The sequence below is a fragment of the Archangium violaceum genome, assembly GCF_016887565.1.
Classification (GTDB): Bacteria; Myxococcota; Myxococcia; order Myxococcales; family Myxococcaceae; genus Archangium; species Archangium violaceum_B.
In genome coordinates this window covers 3,157,426-3,180,149 of the sequence record NZ_CP069396.1, presented here as the reverse complement: position 1 = coordinate 3,180,149, position 22,724 = coordinate 3,157,426, and the positions used below count along the sequence as shown (strand labels likewise).

Sequence of the window (22,724 nt, the reverse complement as noted above, 5' to 3'; positions counted from 1 at the left end):
GGGGCCTCCAACACGGCAGGAGTTGTTGAAATCCGCACACTCCTCCCGAAGCGGTCCGGTGGGGGAACGCCGCCCAGCGCCAAGCGAACAGCGCCCCGAATTCTGGTATGCCAGCGCCGCGCTGGCGACACCGTCATGGCACCCCGTTGGGAGAGAACGTGGCGTCTTTAGGACTGCGGGTGATGTACGTCGAGGATGACCCGGACATCCGCGAGGCACTGCAAGAGGTGCTCGAGGCGGCCGGCTACCACGTCACCGTCGCGGCCACGGCGGGCGAGGGGCTCGAGGCGCTTCGCCGCGAGCAATTCCACCTCGTCATCACGGACTACAACCTCCCGGACTTCGACGGAGCGCGCATGCTGGCCCAGGCCGCGGAGAACGGCCTGCTCAACTGCGAGTCCCTCGTGCTCACGGGGGCCTCCCACCTGGAAGGCACGGCGGGCTACCGCGTCATCCGCAAGCCCATCGACGTGGACAAGTTCCTCTTCAGGATCCACGAGATCCTCGCCCCGGTACGCGACCGCGAGCTGGTGAGGACCAAGGAGCACCTGCAGCGGACCCAGCAGAAGGAAGAGGGCCAGCGAGGCGTGAAGGTCGAGCTCACGCTCTACATCAGCGAGGCCTCTCCCGCCTCGCTGCGCGCGCTCCGCAAGCTCGAGACGCTGCTGGCGGGCTACGAGCGCTCGCAGGTGAGGCTCACGGTCGTGGACCTCTCGAAGGAGCGCCCCGTCTCGTTCGACGAGGACCGCATTGCCTTCACCCCCACGCTCGTCAAGCGCTTTCCCACGCCACGAGCCTATTACCTGGGAGCCCTGGACCAGCTCCAGGCGGTGACCGACCTGCTGCATGACGTACAGGTCGAACGGAGACGATGACCACGATGCAGAAGGTGCCAACAGGCGTACCCGGGCTCGACACCATCACGAACGGCGGCCTTCCGAGGGGACGAACCACCCTCCTGACGGGAAAGAGCGGTGCGGCCAAGAGCATCCTCGCGCTGCAGATCGCCAGCCACCTGGCCCGCTCGGGACTCAAGACGATGGTGTTCACCATCGAGGAGACCCCGGCGGACCTCGAGGACACCGGAGAGGGGCTCGGCTTCGCCACCTCGGAGCTGCTGGCGACGGACAAGCTCCGGTTCACGGACCTCACCCTCCCGATGGACGCGAGCACCGTCGTCACGGGGGACTACGACATCGTCGCGCTGGTGCACCGCATCGAGGCCGCGGTCAGCGAGTTCGGCGCGCAGGCGATCGTCCTGGACTCCGCCACCGCGCTGTTCAGCCCGAAGCCGTCCGAGGAGCGGCTCCGGCACCAGTTCTTCGAGCTGGTGCGGACCTTCCGGAGGCTCGAGCTGACGGCGCTCGTGACGGCGGAAGCGCCGGACGACTACGGCCCCCGGACGACGCTGGGCGTCGAGGACTTCCTGTGTGATGTGGTGCTCGTCCTGCGCAACCTGGTGGACGACGAGCGGCGGCGGCGGACCATCGAGGTCCACAAGTACCGGCGCAGCGCGCACTACAAGGGGGAGTACCCCTGCACCATCACCAGCAAGGGATTGATGGTGTTCCCGTTCGGGGTGCAGGGGGCCCACGATGCGCCTCCCACGACGAGCCGGTTCTCGAGCGGCTTCGCGGGGCTGGACACGATGATGAACGGGGGCTGGCTCCGGGACTCCATCACGCTGCTGCGGGGCCCCTCGGGCAGTGGGAAGACGACCCTGGCCGGCATGTACGCCAGGGCCGGGGCGACGCGTGGGGAGCGCGTGGCCTACTACGGCTTCGAGGAGACGCGGAACATCCTGCTGCGCAACTTCGCGAGCGTCGGGCTGCCCATGGACGAGTTCGTGCAGCAGGGGAAGTTGCGCATGGACTGCAGCTACCCCGAGGCCACCAGCCCCGAGGATCTGCTGGTGGAGCTGCGCAGGAGCCTGGATGAGTTCGATCCGTCCCTCATCGTGCTCGACAGCATCTCGTCCATCGCGCACTCGACGTCCGCGAGGGGCTTCCGGCAGTTCATGGTCGGTTTCGCGTCCCTGGTCCGGGAGCACAGCCGCAGCGCGCTCCTCACGCAGACGCTCACGACCCACCAAGACGACTCGACGGCGCCGTTCCTCTCCACCATCCCCGACGCCATCATCGCGCTCGATTACGAGCGGAAGGAGCAGAAGCTCTCCCGCACCATCAGCGTGGTGAAGATGCGGGGCTCGGCGCACGCGGAGGACTCCTACACGATGCACATCCGTCCCGGAGGGCTGCGCGTGGAGGCGCCGCGTGACTCCCAGGCGGAAGAGGAGAGCCGGCCTCGCGGATAGGGCTCCCCCCATGACCCACCAAGCCTCCCCTGGCTCGCCCTCCGAGGCGATCTTCCGCGCGACCCGGCGCTACCTGCGCGCCTACCCCTCGGCGGCGCTGTGCGTGGGCATCACGCACCGGGGAGAGCACCACGTCCAGGCGCTTCGCCGCGAGGGGACACCGCCCGCCGCGGAGGCCCTGTACGAGCTGGGCTTCCTCACCCAGGTCTTCACCGGCACCCTGCTCGGGTTGTTGGTGGACCGGGGTGAGGCGAAGCTCGATACGCCGCTGAAGGAGGTGCTCCCCCTGCCCCTCCTCCCGGATGAAGTGGCCGGCCGCATCACGCTCGAGCAGCTGGCGACGCATACGTCCGGCATGCCGTACGACCCGCCGAACCTGCGGACTCCCCAGCGGAACCCGGCCGACCCCTACGGCCACTTCGGCGCGGAGCTGTTCGGGGCCTTCTTGAGGAGCTACCACCCCCAGCACCCGCCGCCGCGCGAGTACGCCGAGTCCGTCATCGGCATGGGCGTGCTCGGCCACGTCCTCTCACGCCGCCTGAGACTCAACTACGGCCACGCCCTGAGGGACCACCTCTGCACGCCGCTGGGATTGAGCGACACCACCGCTGTCCGCCTCTCCGAGGAACAGGAGCGGAGGCTGATTCCCGGCCACACCGCCCGGGGCGTGCCGGTGCCGGGCTGGACCTTCCCGGCGTTGCCCGGTGCGGGGGCGGTCCGCTCGACGGTGCCCGACCTGCTGCGCTTCCTCGACGCGAACCTCGGACACCGGGATGCCGGGCTCGGCCGGGCCCTGCGGCTCGCGCACGAACCGCGAGTGGAGGCGCGCGGCATGCGCGTGGGGCTCGGGTGGAACATCACCGACGTGGGTGGAAAGCCGCTGGTGTGGCGCTCCTCGGTGACGGGCGGCTACGCGGGCTTCATCGGCTTCTCGGCGGAGGCGGACGTCGGTGTGGTCCTCCTGTCGGACCACGCGTGGTCCTTCCTCGCATCGCTCCGGAAACGAGTTCCCGTCGAGGGGCCCGGGTTCGCGCTCCTCGACGGATACCTCCGGTAGCGTCTCCCGTCCTCGCATCCTCGGTGCATGGGATTGCCAGACAGCCTCCTGCCTCCCTCGAGCCAAAGCCAGACGCGTGAACGGTCAAAACATAAGAAAACAAGGACCACGCGTGGAGAGGGGAATGACACCGCGGGGGGTCGGGCTCGATGACGCGATAAAACCCGAAAAAATGAGTGAGCCGCTCCATGAACAGCGTCTGCACTTGCTGGACGTAGACAGACCCACACTCAACAACAGAGGAGAAGCTCGAGATGCGGCCACAGGGACTGTGTGACATTTCGAAGAAGTTCATGTTCGCAGCGCTGCTGTTCTCTTCCATCGCGACGGTACTTGTTCCGCAGATCGCGGCGGCGGCGTGTCGAGGCGCATGGGCCGAGGGAACGGCTTACAGCACGGGCGATGTCGTGAGTTACAGCGGCGCGAACTACACGGCGCTCATCTCTCATACCGCCTGCGTCGGTTGCGGCTGGAATCCCGTGGCGGCCCCGTCGCTGTGGTCGACGGGCGGTAACTGCGATGGTGGCGGTGGCAATGGTGGTGGCGGCAACGGCGGCGGTGGCACCAACCCGGGAGTGGGAGGGGTGCTCAGCGAGGCCATGTTCAACAGCATGTTCCCCAACCGCAACCCGTTCTACTCGTTCAGCGCGTTCTTCACCGCGGCGTCGACCTTCCCCGGGTTCGCCACCACGGGTGACGTCGACACCCGCAAGCGCGAGGTGGCGGCCTTCCTCGCCAACATCTCGCACGAGACGGGCGGCCTCTTCTACATCGAGGAGATCAACAAGAGCGTGATGTGCGACACCAGCTGGGGCCCGCCGGGCTGCGGCTGCGCGCCGGGCAAGTGGTACTACGGGCGGGGTCCCATCCAGCTGTCGTGGAACGGCAACTACTGCGCCGCTGGCAACGCGCTCGGGCTGGACCTCAAGAACGACCCGGACCTGATCTCGCGGGATGCGGTCGTGGCCTGGCGGACCGGCCTCTGGTTCTGGATGACGCAGACGGGCGCGGGCTACATGACGGGGCATGACGCCATGGTCAACAACGTCGGCTTCGGCGAGACCATCCGCACCATCAACGGGGCCCTGGAGTGCAATGGCCGCAACCCCGCCCAGGTGCAGAGCCGCGTGAACAACTACCTGGACTTCACGAGCAGGCTCGGCGTGAACCCCGGCGGCAACACCGGCTGCTGAGCCACCCGGCGCTGGCGAGGGCCCCGCGGGAGCGATCCCCCGGGGCCCGGCATTGCACGAACGGAGAGGAGTCGTTCGAAGCCGTGGATTTCGAGCTGGCGCTCGTCTGGGCTCTGCTCGGCCGGGCATCCGACCCGTGCTTTGGCAGTGACCTTTCCCTGGCGCTTGTCATGCATAGCTTCCCTGTGCGGGTACCGTGCCGGTGCTCCCGCCAGCTCCCGGTGCCCTGTCCGTCTCATTCGACGGCATCTGGAGGGGCGTCATCATGGCAACCACATCTCAAGCTCTCGTCCTATCTCCTGGCCAGGTGGCGGTGTCGCTGAACTTCGATGACGGACTGGCCACCCAGTCGTCGGCGGCGGCGATGCTCGTGGCGCGCGGAATGCGTGGCACCTTTTTCATCAACAGCGGGCGGCTGGGGATGTCTGGCTTCCTCACGCTCGCGCAAGTGCGCGCACTCCAGGACGCCGGGCACGAGATTGGCGGCCACACGCTGACCCATCCGCACCTGACCAGCCTCTCGCCGGACGAGCAGCGGCGGGAGATCTGCGACGATCGGGCGGCCCTGTTGAACGCGGGCTTCCGGGTCACCTCGTTCGCCTACCCGTTCGGCGACAAGAACTCCGTCACCCGGCAGCTCGTCATCGACTGCAACTACAACTCGGCCCGGGAGAGCGGCGGCCTGCGCACCCCCAGTTGCAGCAGCTGCCCGGCGGCCGAACCCGTGCCTCCCTCGGACCCGTACGCGGTGCGCACGCACGGCTCCGTGCAGTCCACCACCACGCTCGCGGACCTCCAGGGCTACGTGCTGCGGGCGGAACAGGCCGGCGGCGGCTGGGTGCCGATTGTCTTCCACCACATCTGCGCCCCGTGCAACCCGCCCCAGACCTACTCCGTCGCGCCGGCCACGCTGACGGCGTTCCTCGATTGGCTGGTCCCCCGCGCCTCCCGCGGGACGTTCGTCGCCACCATGGACGCGGTCGTTCCATCGCCCGGGGTCCAGATCTTGAAGAACCCGTCGCTCGAGGCGGACAGCAATGGAGACGGGACACCGGACTGCTGGCAGCGCGGCGGCTTCGGTACCAACTCCTTCACGTGGACGCGGACGTCGGACGCCCACGGCGGGAGCTGGGCTCAGCAGGTGCGCATCACCAGCATCACCAGCGGCGACCGCAAGCTCATCACCCTGCAGGACTCCGGCACGTGCGCGCCGCCCACGACGACGGGGCACCACTACCGCATCTCGGCCTGGTACAAAGCCACCACGTCGGTCCGGTTCAAGGCGTACTATCGGAACAGCTCGGGCGCGTGGATCTTCTGGGCACAGGGGCCGCTGCTCCCAGCGCAAAGCAACTACACCCACGCCGAATGGACGACGCCTCCCGCTCCGGCCGAGGCCCGGGCCCTCAGCGTGGGACTGTCCATCGACCAGGTCGGCACGCTCACCATGGATGATTTCGCGCTCGCCGACGCCGACGCGGCAGCAGCCCCTTGACGACACCTCTCCGAGCGGCCTCGGCATTGCACAAGACGAGGGTCATGCGGAAATCTCCCCTCATGGCCACCCGCCGCCCTCCCGAATCCGAGTCCACCGAGCGAAACGCTCCATCCATCGAGGCGGCCTTCCAAGCGGCTCCGGCGGAGATGGTGGCGGAGCTCCTCGACGGGGAGCTGCACCTCAGCCCCCGCCCAACCCGCCCCCACACCAACGCGGCGTCGCGACTGGGCGCACTCCTCTCGATGCCTTTCCTGTTCGGTAAGGGGGGACCGGGTGGATGGGTCATCCTCGACGAGCCAGAGCTCCACCTCGGTCCCCGCCCGGACAAGCTCGTGCCAGACCTCGCCGGATGGAGGCGCGAGCGCCTGCCGGATGCCGTCGGAGGGGACGACGCCCCCGCGCACTACGACCTCGCTCCGGACTGGGTGTGCGAGGTCCTCTCCGAGCGCACACGGCGCATCGACAAGGTCCAGAAAATGCGCATCTACGCGCGGGAAGGGGTACGCCACGTCTGGCACGTGGACCCGCTCGCGCGCACGCTCGAGATCTTCCGGCTCGAGGGAGGCCACTGGCTCCTGGTCGAGGCCTTCGCCGGAGAGGAGCCGGTCCGTGCCGAGCCGTTCGAAGCCGTGGAGCTCGAGCTGGCGCTCGTCTGGGCTGGCTGAGCCAGCTCCGCAGCCTCGCGAACCGGGTCCCGGGTTCAATCCAGAAAACCCGAAAAAACCAAGCCCTTCCTCATGACCTGACAAAGGAGCCGAAATGACTGTCAGGGATGATTCCAAGCGCATGAACGCGGTTCGGACTGAGGTGAGCCGGCGAGCGTTCCTCCAGGGGTCGCTGGCAACGTCGGGAGGGCTCGTCCTCGGAGGGGGAACGGGGCTCGCGTCAGGTCTCGCCAACGCGGCACCCGCCGGCTTTCCGAACTACACCTACATCGGCACGCCGTTCAACAAGGTGAATTTGAGATACAACCCGACGGGCGAGCTCATCTTCCCCTGCATCCGCGGCACGATCGGCCGGGTCGCCAACCCGTTGGCGCGCTACTACCTGTATTACGCGCCCCACGATGCGCCCGGTGGCATCTGTCTGGCCTACGGCGACCACCTCGATGGTCAGTTCACCGAGTACCCCTACAACCCCATCTTCTCGCGAACGTGGCCGGGGGGCCCACCCGACATCACCCACGTCTCGTCACCGCACGTGCTCTGGAACTCGCGGGTGAATCAGTTCTACCTGTATTTCCACGGCGAGAACACGGTCACCCGCGTGGCGACGTCCACCGACGGCATCCACTTCACCTACCAGGGCGGGTGCGTCTCGACGCGATTCTTCACGGATGGCTCCGTCACCGAGACGTCCTACGCGCGCGTGTTCGAGCACGACATTCCCGCCAAGGGCAGCCACTACGTCATGGTGTTCATGGGCAACCAGAACGGTAGACGCCGGATCTTCTGGGGCTGGTCCGCGACCGGTGACGCGCAGAGCTGGTCAATCCAGCAGCGCCCCCTCATCTCGCCGGCCGCGGATGGTGAGACAGACATCTCCGGGCCGCATGTGGTGTTCCGCAACGGCACGGCCTACGTCATCTACCACGGAGGCAGCGGGAGGATGTACATCACCGAGGTCGGGCTGAACTTCGACAAGGAGCTCCACCTCGGGGTGTTCCACACGCCGCTGGGCGGCTGGCCAGACAATGGCCGGGCGGCGGCGCCGTCGTTCGGCAACGAGAACGGCGTGGAGTACATGTTCTACGAGGCCGGTCCCCGTCTCGACGCCACCATCGCCGTCGCCAAGGTGCTGTGGTGACCTGGCCTCGTCGCCAAGATGTTCCCTAAGGACTCACCACTCCCGGCATCTCACCACCGGAGAGCTGCTCCAGCAGCATCCGTGCCTCCGCGAGGTCGGCCGACTCCACACCCGCCTCGAACCGGCCGAGGATGGGCGACAGGAGCCTCCGAGCCACCTCCGGCCGACCCGTGTCTCTCAACAACCGCCCCAATCCCACCGTCGCGCGCAGTTCGTAGAGGAGCACCCCCTGCTCCTGGGCCACGGCGAGGGCACGGAGGAAGGCACTCCGCGCCTCGCGCTCCCGCCCCCCGACGCGCAGCAACTCTCCACGCAGGCGGTGCAGTTCCGGCTCGTAGCCGAGCATTCCCTTCTCCCGCACCTCGCCCAAGGCCTCGTCCACCGTCCTCAGCCCTTCGCCGGCCTGACCCAGCTTCAGGTACACATGCGCGAGCACGACAAGGCAGTAGAGCAGCAGGTCCTGGATCCCCCAGGCTCTGCAGCGTGTGACTTGCTGTTGCACGAGCATCAGACCCTCTCGCGGCTGCCCCAGCTCGGCCAGGAACCCACCCCGGGTGGCATTCGTCCACATCGGCCAGAGCCAATCGCCGCGCTCGCTGGAGATGGCGTGGGCCTCGTCCACCAACCTCGAGGCTTCCTGGACATCCCAGCGGCACACGCAGGCCCAGCCCGTGTAGGTCAGCACCACCAACAGAAAGAGGGGTTCGCCGATGCTCCGGGCCAGGGACAGCGCCTCCCGCGCGGACTCCCGGGCCTGCTCCAGCCTGCCTGTCACGGATTGGATGATGGAAGCCTGGGCCAGCGACCTCGCCAACAATCGCCGTCGGTGCGCCTCGGGGAGGGAGCGCGCATAAATCATCGCGCGCTCGGTGGCCTCCAGAGAGGACCGCGCACGGCCCCTGGAATACAACTCGCTCGCCCTCATCCCATGGCCCATCACGAGCAGCTCCGGGCTCCGCTGGCGCTCTCCCTGGCGCACCACCTTCTCGGCCAGCTCGTGGCACAAAGGCAATTCCGCCCGGTGATGGTGAAACAAGAAGATCATCCAGAGACTGGAGTCGAGCTGGGGCGTGAGCTCGTCCATCCGCCGCACCAGCTCCCGGGCCCGCGTATACGTCCGCGTCACTTCCGGCGAGACGAACCCTCGCAGCACTGCCTGGGCGTAGCCCAGAGCCGTCAACAGCTGCAGCTCCTGGACGGGGTGGCCGAAGGGCTCCGGCAGGCCGCGCAGCAGTGCCCGCGCCCGCGAGAGGTGCCTCACCATTTCCGGCATGGCCAGACGCTTGTAGGCGAGCATCCCGGCCTGATACCAGGAGGGGATGGCCAGCGCGGGCTCTCCCGCCTCCGTGTAGTGGGAGGCGAGCACCTCGGGCCTTGCCTCCACCACCGCGGGGAAGCGCGCCACCAGCACTCGCGCGATGTGCTGGTGATGCCGTCTCCTCTCGCCGCGCGGCAGGGATTGGTACGCCGCCTCCTGGAAGAGCGCGTGCCGGAACTGGTACTGGAGCTCGTCCGCCTCCTCCCGCTCCTCCCGCAGCAATCCCGCCTCCACCAGCCCCCCGAGCTCACGCCGCAGGTCGGAGTCCTCGCGCCCCGTGACGGCCGCCAGCAGGGTCAGTGAGAAGTCCCTCCCCACCACCGCCCCGAGCTGGACCAGCGTCTTCTGTCGTGAGGGGAGCAGATCCAACCGCGCCAGCAGCAGCTCGTGCAGGGTGACCGGGATGGATGCCACCTCCCCTCCCTCCAGCACCCTGCGCGTTACCTCCTCGATGAAGAGCGGAATGCCATCCGTCTTCCCCACCAGCTCCCGCACCGTTTCCTCTGGCAGCTCACGCTCCCCGGCCGCTTGCCTCACCAGCTCCGTCGCGAGCCCGGCCGGCAGGCGCTCCAGGAAGAGCCGATGGAACCCGCCGCGGGAGGGCCACGCGGGCTGGAACTCGGGGCGGGCACTGAGCACGACGAGCAGGTGCGCACTCTCGATGCGCTCGAGCAGGGTTGCGAGGAACTCGAGCCAGGAGGAGTCCGCCCAGTGCAGATCCTCGACGGCGAGGAGCACCGGGCGCTGGCGCGCCATGCACAGCAGCACGTTCACCAGGGCCTCGTACGTCTTCTCCTGCCGCCGTGCGGGGGTGAAGCGGTAGACCGGAGAGCCCTCGGGCACGGGCAGCGAGAGGAGCAGTCCCAGCAATTGGATGTCCTCCTCCGGCAGGCCCCTCTCGCCCAGCTGCGCCTCCAGCTCCTCCAGGTGCCGCTGGGGAGTGCTCTCCGGGGAGAAGCGCAGGAGGCGCTGGAGTATCTCGGCGACCGGAGGGAGAGCGCTGGCGCCGAGCCGCGACCAGCACTGGAACCGCCAGCGCGTGGCGGTCTCCGGGGGCACGCGCTCGCGCAGCTCCTGGAGGAGGCGGGACTTGCCGATGCCCGCTTCGCCGCGCACCAGGACGAAGGCGCCCCGCCCGTCCCTCGCCCCGTCCCAGAGCTCTAAAAGCCGCCGCAGCTCGGGCTCCCTCCCCACCAGTGGCGTGAGGCCACCGGCCATCAGCGTCCGGTCGAAACGGACCCGCACCTCCCGCTCACGCAGCACGCGGTGGACCTCCATGGGTGCCGGCCCCGCCAGGCCCATGAAGTCACGAGCCCCGAGGCTCTCCGTCTCGAAGGCCCCGCGCACCTGCCTCCACGTCGCCTCGCTGGCGAGCACCTCCCCGGGCCCGGCCTGCTCCGCGAGCCAGGACACCACCCTGGGGGCCTCGCCCTGCATGGCGCGCAGGTCCAGGACCATCCGGCCCGTGTGCAGGCCTACCTTCGCCCCCAGCCCCGAGAGGGGCAGGTGTGGCAGCCTCCGCTGGAGCAGCTCCGGCACGGCGTGGGCCAGGTGCAGCGCCGCGCGCACGGCCTGTTCCGAGTCGTCCTCCCGCACCCGCGGGCAACCGAAACAGGCGAACACCTCGCCCCCCATGGACAGGTTCCCGCCGCCGCGCTGCCGGATGACCTCCGCACAGCCCTGCTGGAAGGCCACCTCCAGCTCTCCCAGGTCTTCCGCATCCAGCCGCCCCACGAGCCCGGAGAGACCCGTGAGCCGGCAGCAGAGCAGGACCAGTTGCCGGCGCTGACTGCTCACCGGCTCCGGCTCCTCGAAGCCGGGACTGGCGAGGCGCGCCCGCAGCTCGCGCAGCTCGTGCCGCAGCTCCCGCGCCGAGGGGAAACGCCGGGCCGGCTCCCTGGCCAGCGCCGTGGCCAGGAGCGACTCCACCTCCGGTGGCACCTCCGGGTTGCGCGCGCGCACCGGGGGCATCGGCGCCCCCGACACCACCCGCTCGCGCAGCTCCGGGAGTAGGAGGCGTGGGAAGGGCAACTCCCCGGTGAGCATCTCGTAGAGCACGACTCCGGCCGCCCACACATCCGTGCGTGCGTCCTGGAGCCCGCCGCCCCACTGCTCCGGCGCCATGTACGCCGGCGTCCCCGCTCCCGCATGGTGCGGCACCCGCGGGTCGCTGGACGCCATCAGGTGCGACAGGCCGAAGTCCAGCAGCTTCACCGTCCCTGGCGGGGTGAGGAAGACATTGCCCGGCTTGAGGTCCCGGTGGACGATGCCGCGCCCGTGCGCGTGCGCCAGCCCCGCGGCGATGCCGTCCAGCACCTCCAGCGCGCGCCGCGGCTCCAGCCGTCCCCGCTTCAGCAGCGTGGCGAGCGACTCCCCTTCCAGGCACTCCATCACCAGGAAGGGCAGGCCCGGCTCGTCCGAACTGCCCCGCCACTCGGACACGTCGAAGATGCGGACGATGTTCTCGTGGTCCAGCCGGGCCACCGCCCGCGCTTCCGCGAGCGCCTCGGCCTCGAAGCCCGGGCGCGGCAGGAGGAACTTGAGCGCCACCTCCCGCTGCAGGGTCTCATCCCGGGCGCGGAAGACCTGGCCCATTCCCCCGCCGCCCATCCAGGCGAGGATGAGATACCGGCGGCCATCCGCTCCCCCGAGCCGCGCCCCCGCGAGCGGGAGCCCGTGCAACGGCTCGGACTCGCGCAGCGCCCTCAGGAAGGAGTCCTCGAAGTCCGAGGCACCCGAGGAGGCCGCCCTCCCGTGTGCCTCCTCCCACGTGCCGTCCTCGCGCATGCTCATCCGCTCTCCCAGCAACGCCGCCGCCACGTCGTTCGAACAGCGGTCCACCCTGGAAGGTATGAGTCCGGAAACGCTGGATGCGACGCTCGGTGCCGCATGATCCCGGCGCGGAGGCCAGCCTCCTCGTCAGGCAGGAGCGCACGTAGAGAGCCCTCCCGAAGGGCGCGCCGGACCGGCGGGTGGATTGGCTCGCCACGTGCTTGGGGCCACTCCGCATGTCCGGACCCCATGACCTCTTCGCCCGCTATACTTTCGGCCATCCCGAGCGGGCCGCGGCCGAATTGCGTGCCGTCCTGCCCCCGCCTGTCGTCTCCGAAGTGGACTGGACGTCCCTGAGGCGAGAGCCCGGCAGCGTGGTGGACCCGGAGCTGCGGGAGACCGAGAGCGACCTGCTCTTCTCGGCCCGCCTTCGCACAGGTCAACCCCTGCTCCTCTATGTGCTGCTCGAGCACCAATCGTCGGTGGACAGGTGGATGGCGCTCAGAATGCTGCGCTACGTGGTGCGCCAGGTGGAACGCTGGCGCCAGGAGCACCCGGAAAACGCTCTGCTCCCCATCATCATCCCGCTCGTCATGTACCACGGGCCAGAGGGAGTCTGGACGGCGCCGCGCCGGGTGGAGGACCTCTTCGAGCTGCCAGAGGACACGACACGGCGGGAGCAGTGGCGCTCGCTGGTGCCGCGCTTCGAATACCTGCTCGATGATCTGACGACCCAGCGAGCGGAGGCGTTGATGGCGCGTCCAGGTCCGCCTCTGGCCCGGCTGGCCCTGCTCGTGCTGCGCTACGGGCGCACCGAGGAGCTGGCCCAGAGATTGCCGGACTGGACGGCGCTCTTCGCCCAGGTGCAGGCCAGCCCCAACGGGCAGGAGGAATTGCTCATGGTCGTGCGCTATCTGCTCCTGGTTGGAGACAGGACGGTGCGTGGCGCCACGGGCCAGGTGCTACATTCGGTCTTGGGTACGCAACGCGCGGAGGAACTGATGCGCAGTTATGGCGAGGAACTCATCGAGCAGGGCCTCCAGCAGGGGCTGGCCCGGGGACTAGCGAAGGGACGAGCGGAGGGACGGGCGGAGGGACGGGCGGAGGATGTTGTCCGGATTCTCGCCGCACGCGGCGTGCACGTCGACGACGAGGCGCGGCGGCGCATTCTCACCTGCTCGGACCTGGACACCCTCGACCGTTGGTTCGACCGGGCCCTGCGCTCCACCTCCCTCTCCGACGTCCTGGACGACCTGGCACAGTAGAAGTACCGAGGTGACTCGAACCTCGCGCACGGTGGGCTGCTTCCCATCGGCCTGCTCGATAAGCCCAACACCCCCCGCCCATGAATCCGCTCAAATCCCAGGCGCGCTTGGGACCTTTGACACCTTCCCGGCGCCTCCTTGCCGTCCTGGTGGCCGCATTCTCTTGCCTGTCCTGCTCCACCGTCCTCCGTGTGCATTCCGGTTCACCCACCACGGGCGCCGGCTTCGCCGGACCCCACGGCGGCATCCCCTCTCATTTCAACCAGTCGTGTGGAGCCGCCTGCGCAGCCCCCGTCGTTCCAAGCACCGGGGAGATTCTCGCGCCAGCGGCCTCTCGGGCCGGTCAGGTGCTCGAAAAAGTCGTCCAAGCCGCCGAGACCCTCCACGGGCTCCTCACCGTCTCGCGGTTCCTCGACGAGGCCCAGAAGGCGAAGGTCGAGGATATCCTCAGCTCGTGCGCCAGCGAGGCCAACTTCAAGGTGAACGAGGAACTGTTCGGCCAAGGGAAGTCCCTGCCCGAATCCGAGTGTGACAAAGAGCCCGACGTCAAGAACAAGACCGCCGACACCTGGAGGCAACACCTTGGCAATCTCAAGCACGCAGCTGCCTTCATCTGTGTGCAGGAGCGCCTGGCCGCGGAGTTTCCCAACAATTTCGCTATCGAGCCGCGCTATCGCGTGGATGAGATAACGAAAGAGCTCCTACTGACCGACAGGTGGCTCGGCTCACAACGACCGGACGTAGTCCTCCACTTCACCCGGAACGCGACCCGGATTCAGTGCATCTACGATTTCAAGTTTCCCTGCGACACCGCTGACCGTCGCAATCCCCTCGCCGACTCGCGTACCGAGGCTCAGCTCCGCAAATACAAGGACCTCGGCAACGAGGACTGCCTGCCAGCCGTCGTTACCCCCACCCTCGGAATCAGCAGGCTCTCCTCCCCATGACCCAGCACTACCCCCGGATTCGCCCCCATGGGCTCTACCCTCCCGAGAAAGAGGCCGGCGAGCGCCTCCTCGCGAGAGAGGTGATTCATTTCGCCTTCTACATACCGCATGATCACCCAGACATCGCAGCAGGAGTGTCCCACGCCTTCGATTGTTACATGAAAGCCGTTGGCGAAGGACCCGATACCATCAACTCCTGTGCCTTTGGCTCCTCCACGCACGGCCCTCTCTCCGACGAGCGTTGGAAACGCATCCGCCAATTGCTGCAAGCCGACCGGCCCTACCGCTACGCCGAGGATTGCACTGACCCGTACCGGCTCAGGGAGATGGAGAAGAGCGGCAACGAGACGTGGATTCATCTGGGCAACGAGCACGACAGGCTCACGGGCTTCAAACTCACCTACTCGGCCCGTATCCCGTCACGAGAGCGGAGTCCCTCCGACTACGACGTGAGCTACCTCGAAGGCATGTTGCCGACCGAGTACCTCGAGGAACGCGGACCTGCCGCGGTGAAGGAGCTGATGCTCGACCTGGCGTCGGGCCTTCACTTCGCCAGTGGTCACGCGGGGCTGAGCTTCGATTCCGTCGTCGGGGACGTGTTCTTCACGCGCAGGATCCGCACTGAGCTCCTTCGCTACCCGGGGATCAGTCTCCACCACGGCTCCCCTCCGGCATGGATGAGCACGCGCGTGGACGGTGTGCACTGGCTCAACTTCCTGGGCCCTCCCGCCCTTCAGGAGTTGGGCGGCGTGTCCACACTTCGTTCCCGCCTGCACTCACCTGAGACAACCGTGCAAGCCATCGACGGAGCACGGGCCATCGTCACGCTAGGGGATTGGCCCGAAGCGGGCGATCTCACCAGAGGCGACGCGCTCTCCTCCTATCGGGAGCTGGGCCGCGTGCTGGAGCCCTGGCTCGACAAGCCCTTCAATGCTCCCAGGTTTCGCATCGAAGGTTTTACTCGAGAAGAAGCCATGAGTTGGGCCCGGCGTTTCCTCGACTGACGTCACTGCGTGGCTCCACGGGGCAGGTGCTACATTCGGTCTTGGGTACGCAACGCGCGGAGGAATTGATGCGCAGTTCTGGAGAGGAACTCATCGAGCAGGGCCTCCAGCAAGGGCTGGCCCGGGGACGAGCCGAGGGACGAGCCGAGGATGTTGTCCGGATTCTCGCCGCGCGCGGCGTGCACGTCGACGACGAGGCCCGGCGGCGCATTCTCACCTGCTCGGACCTGGACACCCTCGACCGCTGGTTCGACCGCGCCCTGCGCGCCACCTCCCTCTCCGACGTCCTGGATGACCTGGCTCAGTAGAAGTGCCGAGGTGACTCGAAAGAGAATGTGCCTCCGGGTCACTTCCAGCACCGTCAACGCTCCACTGTGTCGCTCATCCCGTTGCCTACCTCCAGGGTGCGTTCCGCATGCCCGGATTCAGGAGGGGTACTCCTGACGCAGAACCTGCTAAGAGCTCGTTTCAAAAATGGACCAGGGAGCCTAGGTCATCTGACCTGCCTCCCTGGGATTGTTTCATAAATGAACCGCAGAGGTATCCAGACTTCCCTCTACGTACCTGGTGCTCATCCTCGCAAGCATGAGGCGCGAACTGGTCCCGGACGAGCTGTGGGCGAGGGTGGAGCCGCTGCTGCCACGACATCGCCGCAAAGGGAGAAGAGGTCGTCCATTGCGCGACGATAGGGCGTGCCTGCGGGGCATTATCTTCGTGCTCAGGACGGGCATCGCCTGGAGAGACCTGCCAGCCGAGGTGTTCGGGTGCAGCGGGGCGACGTGCTGGAGGAGGCTGCGAAAGTGGAGCCGAGCAGGAGTCTTCGAGAAGCTCCAGCGGGTGTTGCTGAACGAGTTGGGGCACAAGGGGCTCATTGACTGGAGCCGGGCCTCGTTCGACTCCAGCAGCCTACGGGCGATAAAAGGGGGGCCCAAACAGGCCCGAATCCAACGGACAGAGGAAAGGCGGGCAGCAAGCACCACCTGGTCGTAGACCGCCGGGGCCTGCCGCTGGCCACCTTGCTGTCGGCCGCCAACGTGCACGACAAGCGCGAGGCGCTGCCGCTCCTCGACGCCATCCTCCCCATCAAGGGGCCACGAGGCAGGCCACGCAGGCGTCCGGCGAAAGGGCACGGCGACAAGGGGTACGATTATGCCGATACCCGCCGGGGATTACGGAAGCGCCACATCGTTCCCCGCATCGCCCGCCGAGGCGTGGAGTCGAAGGAGCGTTTGGGACGCCATCGCTGGGTGGTGGAGCGCTCCCTGGACTGGTTCCACCAGATGAAACGCCTGCGGATTCGCGAAGAGCGGAACCCACAGATGCACCTGGCACTCCTTCGCCTTGGCCACTGCCTCCTTCTCTATCGCGTGCTTGAGCGCCATTTACGAAATGGCCCTGAATAGGCAGGGCATGTTACCTGACCTCTCAGGTCCATTTTTGAAACGAGCTCTAAGTGGAGGTCCTGGGAGGTAGTCCCATGACCTCACATCTGCATTCCCCTGTTCCAGACACCTCTGGCGCGAGGGCGCCATGAATGCACTCGACATGCCGCCACTGCCGCCCGGCACGCTCATCGCGGGTGACGTGGTGGAGGCCGTGCTGGGCGCGGGCGGCTTCGGCATCGTGTACCAGGTGCGTGGCCCCGAAGGACGCCGCTCCGCCCTCAAGATGGTGCCGGTGGAGAGAGGCGAGGACAGAGCCTGGCGCGAGGCCCTCATCGGCTCGCGCCTGAGCCTGCAGCACCCCAACCTGGCACGGGTGCTGGGCGTGGGCAGCTGGCCCGCCGAGGACCCCCGCTTTGTCTACCTGAAGCAGGAGCTGGTGGACGGGGTGACGCTGGACGTCTGGGCACGAGAGCACGCCGTGGACACGCACCAGGTGGTGGACAGGGTGCTGGAGGTGGCCCGGGCCCTGGCAGTGGTGCACGAGGCCAAGGTGGTGCACCGCGACGTGAAGGAAGCCAACATCCTGGTGCGCCGCAGTGACGGGCAGGCGATGCTGGTGGACTTCGGGGTGGGTTACTACGCCGGGGCACCCACCCTCACCGAGGGACTGTTTCCCCCGGGCACGCTCCTGTACCGCAGCCCCGAGGCGTGGCGCTTCGGCCGGGAGAACAAGGACGTGCCGGGCGCGCACTACCGGGCCGGGGTGGGCGATGACCTGTACGCGCTGGGAGTCGTCTTCTACCGACTGCTGATGGGGAGAGACCCCTTCCTGCTCGGCGAGCGCGCAGGCGTGGACATGGAGGCCGTGCTGAACCAAGCACCGCTGCCGCCGCACCTCGTCAATCCGCGCGTGCCCCTGGGCGTGGAAGCGGTGTTCCACATGGCCGGAATCAGTGTTCCACTTGCCCCGGAATCGGTGTTCCACATGGTCCGGTGCACGCAACAATTGTCCCATGGTCAGCTCTGCCTCGGGAGGAGGGGGGAGTACACCGAGTACAACCGCTTCTCCGGGATGCTCCAGTAGAAGTCCTCGGTCAGGTCGATCTCCGTGCGGCCTGTGCGCTCCAGATGCTCGAACAGGGCATCTGTCGCCCGTCGTAGGTCGGAAAGCTGGACCCTCAAGGGGTGAACCCGGAGCCGATTAAGCATCCATGTTCGGGCACGGGGTTCGCTATTGCTCCGTTTCTCAGAAATCCTGCGGGTCGCTCCATTCAAAGTCCTCCACTTGCCAGTCCGTGCGAGAACTCAATGTTTCGCCCAGTCGAGTGATGAGATCTTGGAGGGCTTCGGTTTCTGTCCGTCCGAGCCCTGCTATCCAATCAGGGGTTCCATTGGCGTCTTTCACGCATACATTGGGAACCGCGAGGAAATCCTGGGAGCCTTGCTCAAGAACCTTGATCTTGTATTTAGTCCATGGAATGCCTCGCATGTCGCAGACCTCGAAGAGGCCCACTACTCGCGAAATGCTTGCGGCTCCACGCAGATTGACTGTTCTCCAGTCCATTAGTCATCAGCCTTCTTAGCGAGCACCAAAAGATACAATTCGTCCGTCCGGCGCGCGATCAATGTACTGGCCTTTTTTGACATAGCGAGCCACACCCTCAGTGGCACCTTCAACTGGAAACTTTTGTGCGCCCCTGAGGTTCTGTGCGAAGGCTCTGGCCTTCCGTAAATACTGTGCGACATCCTTGGCACCAACCTCTGCTCCATGCTTGGCGAAGTGTTCTTGGAGTGAGTCCAATGGAGATTCGTAACTCCCTTCATGCCATTGTTCAAGCTCCGGGAGGTCATCCGTCTTCTGAGCACCGTCACCGCTCGTGCCTCTTGCGGTCATGGCCACCGCACCTGGAGCGAGGGCGATGGTGACGGTCTCGGCGCTTACGGCGACCGTCTCCACTTCTCCCACCGCCGCGAGCCTGAAGCCCACCTGCGTCTCGGCTTGTAATGCCGCCTGCGCGGAGCCGGGCAGCTTCGGCACCTTCGCGGCCAGCCCCGTCGCCGTGTTGCCAATGGCCGCCAGGGCCAGCATGCCGAATGCTTGGGCCGCGTTACGACCCATGAGCTTGCCGTACCGCTCGCCCGCTGCGCGCAGCGCGTTGAACGTGGGGGCCCGGTCCGCCTCGTTCATTAGGCGCTTGAAGCCGACGACGAGGCCCCAGAAGGTCTCCACGCCCACGTAGGAAATGAGCGTGGCGGTCATCACCGCCGCGAGGCCCTTGGAGATGGTCACGTCGGGAATAGAGACGAGAAGCAGGTACGTGGTCCAGGTTCAAAGTGCCGCCGCCACCAAGGCGTGGGGGTCGGCCATGTCCTTGAACGCCTCCAGCATCTCGTCCAGCACGACCCCCTTTGCCAGGGCCAGGGCGAGGGCGAAACGGCCATCCCCGTCAATGGTGGGGCTGTCCATCAGCAGGCGCAGGCAGTCCCCGGGCCGGCCCGTGCGCTCGCACCAGCGCAGGTAATCGCGCGTCAACTCCACCTCTGGTGTGGTGGACGGCCCCTCCAGGTGCTCGCCCGACTGGAGCGGCGTGAGGCGGCGGCTGCGTGGCTCGTACGCGTACGAGCCGCTCCGCTTCTCGACGTCGAACAGCCGCCGGGCGGCTTCCTGAGGCCGAGTGGGGGGCCTCACCTCCCGAGCCAGCGCCGACACCGCCTGCGCGAACTCGCCGTGGCCGATCGCCACGGGCTTGGCCCCGGAACGAGGAGTGAAGACGAGGGAGTCGGTAGGACCCGTCTCCAGGCGCACGACGCGAGAGGACGTGCCACAGCCGACGAGGAGAACCAGCATCACCACCATGCAGCACTGCTTCATGGGAATCCTTCCGAGCGTACTCCCCCCTGATGGGTAGCAAGCCCAGTTTGATACCCATTGGGTCTGACAAGAGCCGCAAGAGGCCCTGGAGCCGGTAGGCGCAGCCACCGCCAGAAAGAAGCGTCGGACGTCCCCCATCTCTTTGCGGTAGACGCAGTTCATGGATGAGAAGATGCAACGCCACCTGGGAGAGGCGGCCCGGGCTGCCCGCCTGCGGCTGGGACTCACGCAGGCCGAGGTCGCCAAGCAGGTCCGCCTCAAGCCCGCCGTTTATGGTCGGATTGAGCGCGGGAAGATGACGCCCAGCGTGCCCTCCTTGCGCCGCATCTGCACGGTCCTGGACCTCTCTTCGGACCTGCTCCTGTCACTGGCGCCTCGGGGTGAGAAGGGGTCGGCCGCCAAACGCTCCTACGAGGCGGCTGAGCCTCCGGAGCTGAGCCGCATCATCCACCTCCTGCGTGACTGGCCCCCAGAACGACTGCTCCTCGCTCGCAAATTGCTGGAGACGGCCCACTCCCACTTCTCCAAGTGAACGCCCGCGCTCCGGGAGCTTTTTCGACCCGAGCGCCTACTCGTCCCCGGCCGACGCCAGGGTGCGCGCCACCACGCTCATGGCCGCCAGTTTCTTGTCGTCCATCTGGCGCAGGGTGCGCATCAGTCGGAGCATTCGCGGTGATTCTGTGGCCGCGGGAGCGGACTCCTTCAGCCAAGCCGCCGTCCCCGTGGATTCGAGGCCCAGCGCCTCACCGGCGTCCATCCTCAACACCGCGCAGTATCCGCTCGGCGGAGCGGTGCAGAGGGACGGCGAGGATGTGATAACGGGCGCTCCACCCACCCTGACCGGGAGGGGCCGCGCTCAGGTCGCCGCGGGAGCGGTTCCTCGAGCCGACGCTGGGGCCAGCCGCGGGCGAGCTTCTCCAGCACGTCGGCCAGGTCCGCCCACGGCTCGACTCCGGCCAGCACGCACGTGGCCACCAGCGTGTACACGCACGCGGCGCGCTCGGCTCCCGCGTCGCTGCCGGCGAACAGATAGTTCTTCCTGCCGACGGCGATTTCCCGTAGCCGCAGTTCCGAGGCGTTGTTGTGCAGCGGCAGGCGCGCGTCCTGCATGAAGCGCGTCAGCGCCTGCCACTGATTGATGGTGTAGCGACACGCCTGGGCCAGCGGACTCTTGGGCGGCTCCCGGTCGTAGGTTTCGGCTACCCAGCGCCCCAGTTGCTCCGTCACAGCGCGTGAGAGCGTGTCGCGCCTGCGCAGCCGCTCGGCCTCGTCCACTTGCCGCGCGTCGGCTTCGCGCTCCACCTCGAAGAGCCGGCCGATGAGCGAGAGCGGCAGCGCCGCGCGTGTGTCCCCGGCTTCCAAGGCCTCCACGAAGTAGCGCCGGGCATGACTCCAGCACCCCACCTCCACCGCGGTGGCACCCTCACGAGCAAACAGTTTGTCGTAGCCCTTGTACCCGTCCACCAGCAACCAGCCCTCACGCCCCTCCAGAAAGGACAGCGGCCCCTCCTGCTTCCAGTCCGGCGTGTAGACGAAGGCCGCCCAGGTGCTGTCCCCCAGGTATACCCACATGTGCCCGCGCTTGAGTCCGTTGGGGTGCTCCCTGTCGAGCACCTTGAGGTGCGTGTCGTCGCTCTGCAGCACGTGCGAGGCCAGCGCCCTGCGGCCCACCTCCCGCGCCAGCGGCTGGAGGAGGTCGGCTCCCGCGGCCACCCAATCCGAGAGCGTGGAGGTGCGCAGCTGCACGCCGTGGCGCGCGTAGAGGCCGCTCAGCCGGTGCAGCGGCAGGTGGTCCTTGTATTTGGACACCAGCACGTGCGCCACCAGGCCCGGCCCTGGCAATCCCCCCTCAATCACCCTGTCGGCGGGAGGTGCCACCACCAGCCCGTCGCCACACGGCCGGCAGGCGTACTTGGGACGCACCTCCTCAATCACCTTGAAGTGGCCGGGCACCCACTCCAGCGTCTCGCTCTTCTCCTCGCCACAGCGCGTCTTGTCCCGCCCGCACGCCTCGCACCGCAGCGCCTCGGGCGGAGGCTGGTGGACGCGCTGCTCGCACGGCAGGTGGGAGGGCAGCGGGCGGCGCCCGTGTCCCTTGCGCTCCTTCTTTCGTGACTCCTTGTTGGGCGGCTCGGACGGGGGTAGGGCGCCCTGCGCGATGCCAGCGTCCCCGACACCAAGCGTCGCCGCCTGCGCCTGCTGGGCACTGGCGTCCTCCTGCCCCAGCTGTGTCAGAAACAGCGAGAGTTGCTCGGCCGACAGCTTCTCGCTGGTGCGGCCAAACCGCTGGCGCATCGCCTTGAGCAGGCGTAGCTCCAACTCGGCGTTCTTCTCCACCAGTTGCGTCAGCAGCCCCACCACCAGCTCAATGGCCTGCTCCTCCTGGCCCTCGGCCAGCAGCCCCCGCAGCAGCGCCGCCACGCCGTGCACGTCCGTCCTCTTCTTGCCGGGGGCCTCGCCGCTCATGACGCGCGACATGAGCCACGGCCCGGCCCCTCAACGCAAGAGGTTTTCTCACACAGGTGACTCCAGAGGTGGGGGCTGCCAGCGCGGCCGACGGACGCTGGCCTTCAAATCAATCCCTTCCAGCAACACTCGGCGGCGGCGCGGCAACGTGCACCGGGATGAACGAGAGCTTCGAGCTCTCCTCCTCTCTCCTCCGCTTCTTCCACCACCTCAGCCGCTGCGGCCCAAGCCCATACCGGCGGGCGAACTCCGCCACCGACAACCCGCTCGTCTCATACGCCTCGAGCACCGCTCGCGCTTCGGACTCCGACCAGTAGCTGCTCGCCGCTGCCCTCGCCAGCGTTGCTTCCACTTCTGCCGTGTTGCGTCCCATGTCCATTCCTCCTGGCACGCGACGCTGCTCGGCTCTCCCTTCTCTCGGAAGGTGTGGTCCGCCGAGCGCTTACGCCGAGGGCGTTGTCCGGATTCTCACCGCGCGCGGCGTGCACGTCGACGACGAGGCCCGGCGGCGCATCCTCTCCTGCTCGGACCTGGACACCCTCGACCGCTGGTTCGATCGGGCCCTGCGCGCCACCTCCCTCTCCGATGTCCTGGATGACCTGGCTCAGTAGAAGTGCCGAGGTGATTCAAAAGCGGCGGCTCGTCCAGAGCGCGCAGAGCGTGTTGAACCGAGGCGGGCTGGCACGTCCATCCAGCCCGTGAGGCCAGGTCGCCCCGCGTGGAGTCACTGCTTCCCCGGCAGCCCACCTGTTATGTCCTCCCGCCCGTGGCCGACTCGGTGGCTTGACGAGCACACCCGCATTTCCGTCTAATTCCAGGGTAACGGT

At 67.5% G+C, this 22,724-nt stretch carries 19 protein-coding genes and 1 pseudogene; 15 read left to right on the top strand and 5 right to left on the bottom strand.

Annotation, left to right across the window (positions count from 1 at the left end):
- Window positions 1–158: 158 nt before the first annotated feature.
- From JRI60_RS13255 to JRI60_RS13225, 7 genes are all read left to right on the top strand, one after another.
- Window positions 159–875: a response regulator gene (locus JRI60_RS13255; protein ID WP_204226213.1), complete on the top strand. Its 717-nt coding sequence runs from the start codon at window positions 159–161 to the stop codon at window positions 873–875.
- Window positions 872–2,314, top strand: coding sequence for a circadian clock protein KaiC (gene kaiC / locus JRI60_RS13250; RefSeq protein WP_204226212.1), 1,443 nt, complete (start codon window positions 872–874; stop codon window positions 2,312–2,314). Before JRI60_RS13255 ends, kaiC begins: the two co-directional genes overlap by 4 nt.
- Before the next feature lie 10 nt (window positions 2,315–2,324).
- Window positions 2,325–3,371, top strand: a complete 1,047-nt coding sequence (locus tag JRI60_RS13245) for a serine hydrolase domain-containing protein (protein WP_204226211.1) — start codon at window positions 2,325–2,327, stop codon at window positions 3,369–3,371.
- Window positions 3,372–3,625: 254 nt separating this feature from the next.
- Complete coding sequence (locus JRI60_RS13240; RefSeq protein WP_204226210.1) at window positions 3,626–4,564, top strand: glycoside hydrolase family 19 protein; 939 nt, start codon at window positions 3,626–3,628, stop codon at window positions 4,562–4,564.
- 265 nt (window positions 4,565–4,829) lie between these two features.
- Window positions 4,830–6,059 (top strand): polysaccharide deacetylase family protein, encoded by a 1,230-nt coding sequence (locus JRI60_RS13235; protein ID WP_204226209.1) that lies wholly within the window; start codon window positions 4,830–4,832, stop codon window positions 6,057–6,059.
- A 62-nt stretch (window positions 6,060–6,121) separates the two neighbouring features.
- Window positions 6,122–6,727 carry a Uma2 family endonuclease gene (locus JRI60_RS13230; RefSeq protein ID WP_204226208.1) on the top strand — a complete coding sequence of 202 codons (606 nt, stop codon included), beginning with the start codon at window positions 6,122–6,124 and terminating at the stop codon, window positions 6,725–6,727.
- Window positions 6,728–6,848: 121 nt separating this feature from the next.
- Window positions 6,849–7,868 carry a hypothetical protein gene (locus JRI60_RS13225; RefSeq protein WP_239470488.1) on the top strand — a complete coding sequence of 340 codons (1,020 nt, stop codon included), beginning with the start codon at window positions 6,849–6,851 and terminating at the stop codon, window positions 7,866–7,868.
- Between the two features lie 25 nt (window positions 7,869–7,893).
- On the opposite strand, the gene JRI60_RS13220 is transcribed toward JRI60_RS13225, so the two are convergent.
- A complete protein-coding gene (locus JRI60_RS13220) occupies window positions 7,894–11,979 on the bottom strand; it encodes a protein kinase domain-containing protein (protein ID WP_204226206.1) in 4,086 nt (1,361 codons plus the stop codon).
- 215 nt (window positions 11,980–12,194) lie between these two features.
- Between JRI60_RS13220 and JRI60_RS13215 the strand changes: the two genes are divergently transcribed.
- The 6 genes from JRI60_RS13215 (at window position 12,195) to JRI60_RS13190 (ending at window position 17,643) form a co-directional block, all read left to right on the top strand.
- Window positions 12,195–13,223 carry an Rpn family recombination-promoting nuclease/putative transposase gene (locus tag JRI60_RS13215; protein ID WP_204226205.1) on the top strand — a complete coding sequence of 343 codons (1,029 nt, stop codon included), beginning with the start codon at window positions 12,195–12,197 and terminating at the stop codon, window positions 13,221–13,223.
- A 347-nt stretch (window positions 13,224–13,570) separates the two neighbouring features.
- Window positions 13,571–14,170, top strand: a complete 600-nt coding sequence (locus JRI60_RS13210; protein ID WP_204226204.1) for a hypothetical protein — start codon at window positions 13,571–13,573, stop codon at window positions 14,168–14,170.
- The gene (locus JRI60_RS13205; RefSeq protein WP_239470487.1) at window positions 14,167–15,174 is read left to right on the top strand and encodes a type VI immunity family protein; all 1,008 of its coding nucleotides are present in this window, start codon (window positions 14,167–14,169) and stop codon (window positions 15,172–15,174) included. Before JRI60_RS13210 ends, JRI60_RS13205 begins: the two co-directional genes overlap by 4 nt.
- A gap of 68 nt (window positions 15,175–15,242) precedes the next feature.
- Window positions 15,243–15,482 carry a hypothetical protein gene (locus tag JRI60_RS13200; protein WP_239470486.1) on the top strand — a complete coding sequence of 80 codons (240 nt, stop codon included), beginning with the start codon at window positions 15,243–15,245 and terminating at the stop codon, window positions 15,480–15,482.
- Window positions 15,483–15,759: 277 nt separating this feature from the next.
- A protein-coding gene (locus tag JRI60_RS13195) for an IS5 family transposase (protein WP_430384330.1) occupies window positions 15,760–16,577 on the top strand; the annotation gives its coding sequence in 2 pieces (ribosomal slippage) (window positions 15,760–16,102 and window positions 16,102–16,577; 819 coding nt in all).
- Between the two features lie 127 nt (window positions 16,578–16,704).
- Window positions 16,705–17,643, top strand: a complete 939-nt coding sequence (locus JRI60_RS13190; protein ID WP_204226202.1) for a serine/threonine-protein kinase — start codon at window positions 16,705–16,707, stop codon at window positions 17,641–17,643.
- A 162-nt stretch (window positions 17,644–17,805) separates the two neighbouring features.
- On the opposite strand, the gene JRI60_RS13185 is transcribed toward JRI60_RS13190, so the two are convergent.
- Both JRI60_RS13185 and sitA5 read right to left on the bottom strand, forming a co-directional pair.
- Entirely contained in the window at window positions 17,806–18,048 is a 243-nt protein-coding gene (locus tag JRI60_RS13185; RefSeq protein ID WP_204226201.1) for a hypothetical protein, read from the bottom strand.
- Between the two features lie 369 nt (window positions 18,049–18,417).
- A pseudogene (gene sitA5, locus JRI60_RS55095) lies at window positions 18,418–19,431 on the bottom strand (SitA5 family polymorphic toxin); the annotation flags it as partial.
- Window positions 19,432–19,591: 160 nt separating this feature from the next.
- On the opposite strand from sitA5, the gene JRI60_RS13175 reads away from it, so the two are divergent.
- Complete coding sequence (locus JRI60_RS13175) at window positions 19,592–19,963, top strand: helix-turn-helix transcriptional regulator (protein ID WP_204226200.1); 372 nt, start codon at window positions 19,592–19,594, stop codon at window positions 19,961–19,963.
- 227 nt (window positions 19,964–20,190) lie between these two features.
- On the opposite strand, the gene tnpC is transcribed toward JRI60_RS13175, so the two are convergent.
- Together tnpC and tnpA are read right to left on the bottom strand one after the other, a co-directional pair.
- Entirely contained in the window at window positions 20,191–21,909 is a 1,719-nt protein-coding gene (gene tnpC, locus JRI60_RS13170; protein ID WP_204226199.1) for an IS66 family transposase, read from the bottom strand.
- A 97-nt stretch (window positions 21,910–22,006) separates the two neighbouring features.
- Window positions 22,007–22,270 (bottom strand): IS66 family insertion sequence element accessory protein TnpA, encoded by a 264-nt coding sequence (gene tnpA, locus JRI60_RS13165; protein ID WP_204226198.1) that lies wholly within the window; start codon window positions 22,268–22,270, stop codon window positions 22,007–22,009.
- A gap of 109 nt (window positions 22,271–22,379) precedes the next feature.
- On the opposite strand from tnpA, the gene JRI60_RS54470 reads away from it, so the two are divergent.
- Window positions 22,380–22,508, top strand: a complete 129-nt coding sequence (locus JRI60_RS54470; RefSeq protein ID WP_275439215.1) for a hypothetical protein — start codon at window positions 22,380–22,382, stop codon at window positions 22,506–22,508.
- Window positions 22,509–22,724: the final 216 nt, after the last annotated feature.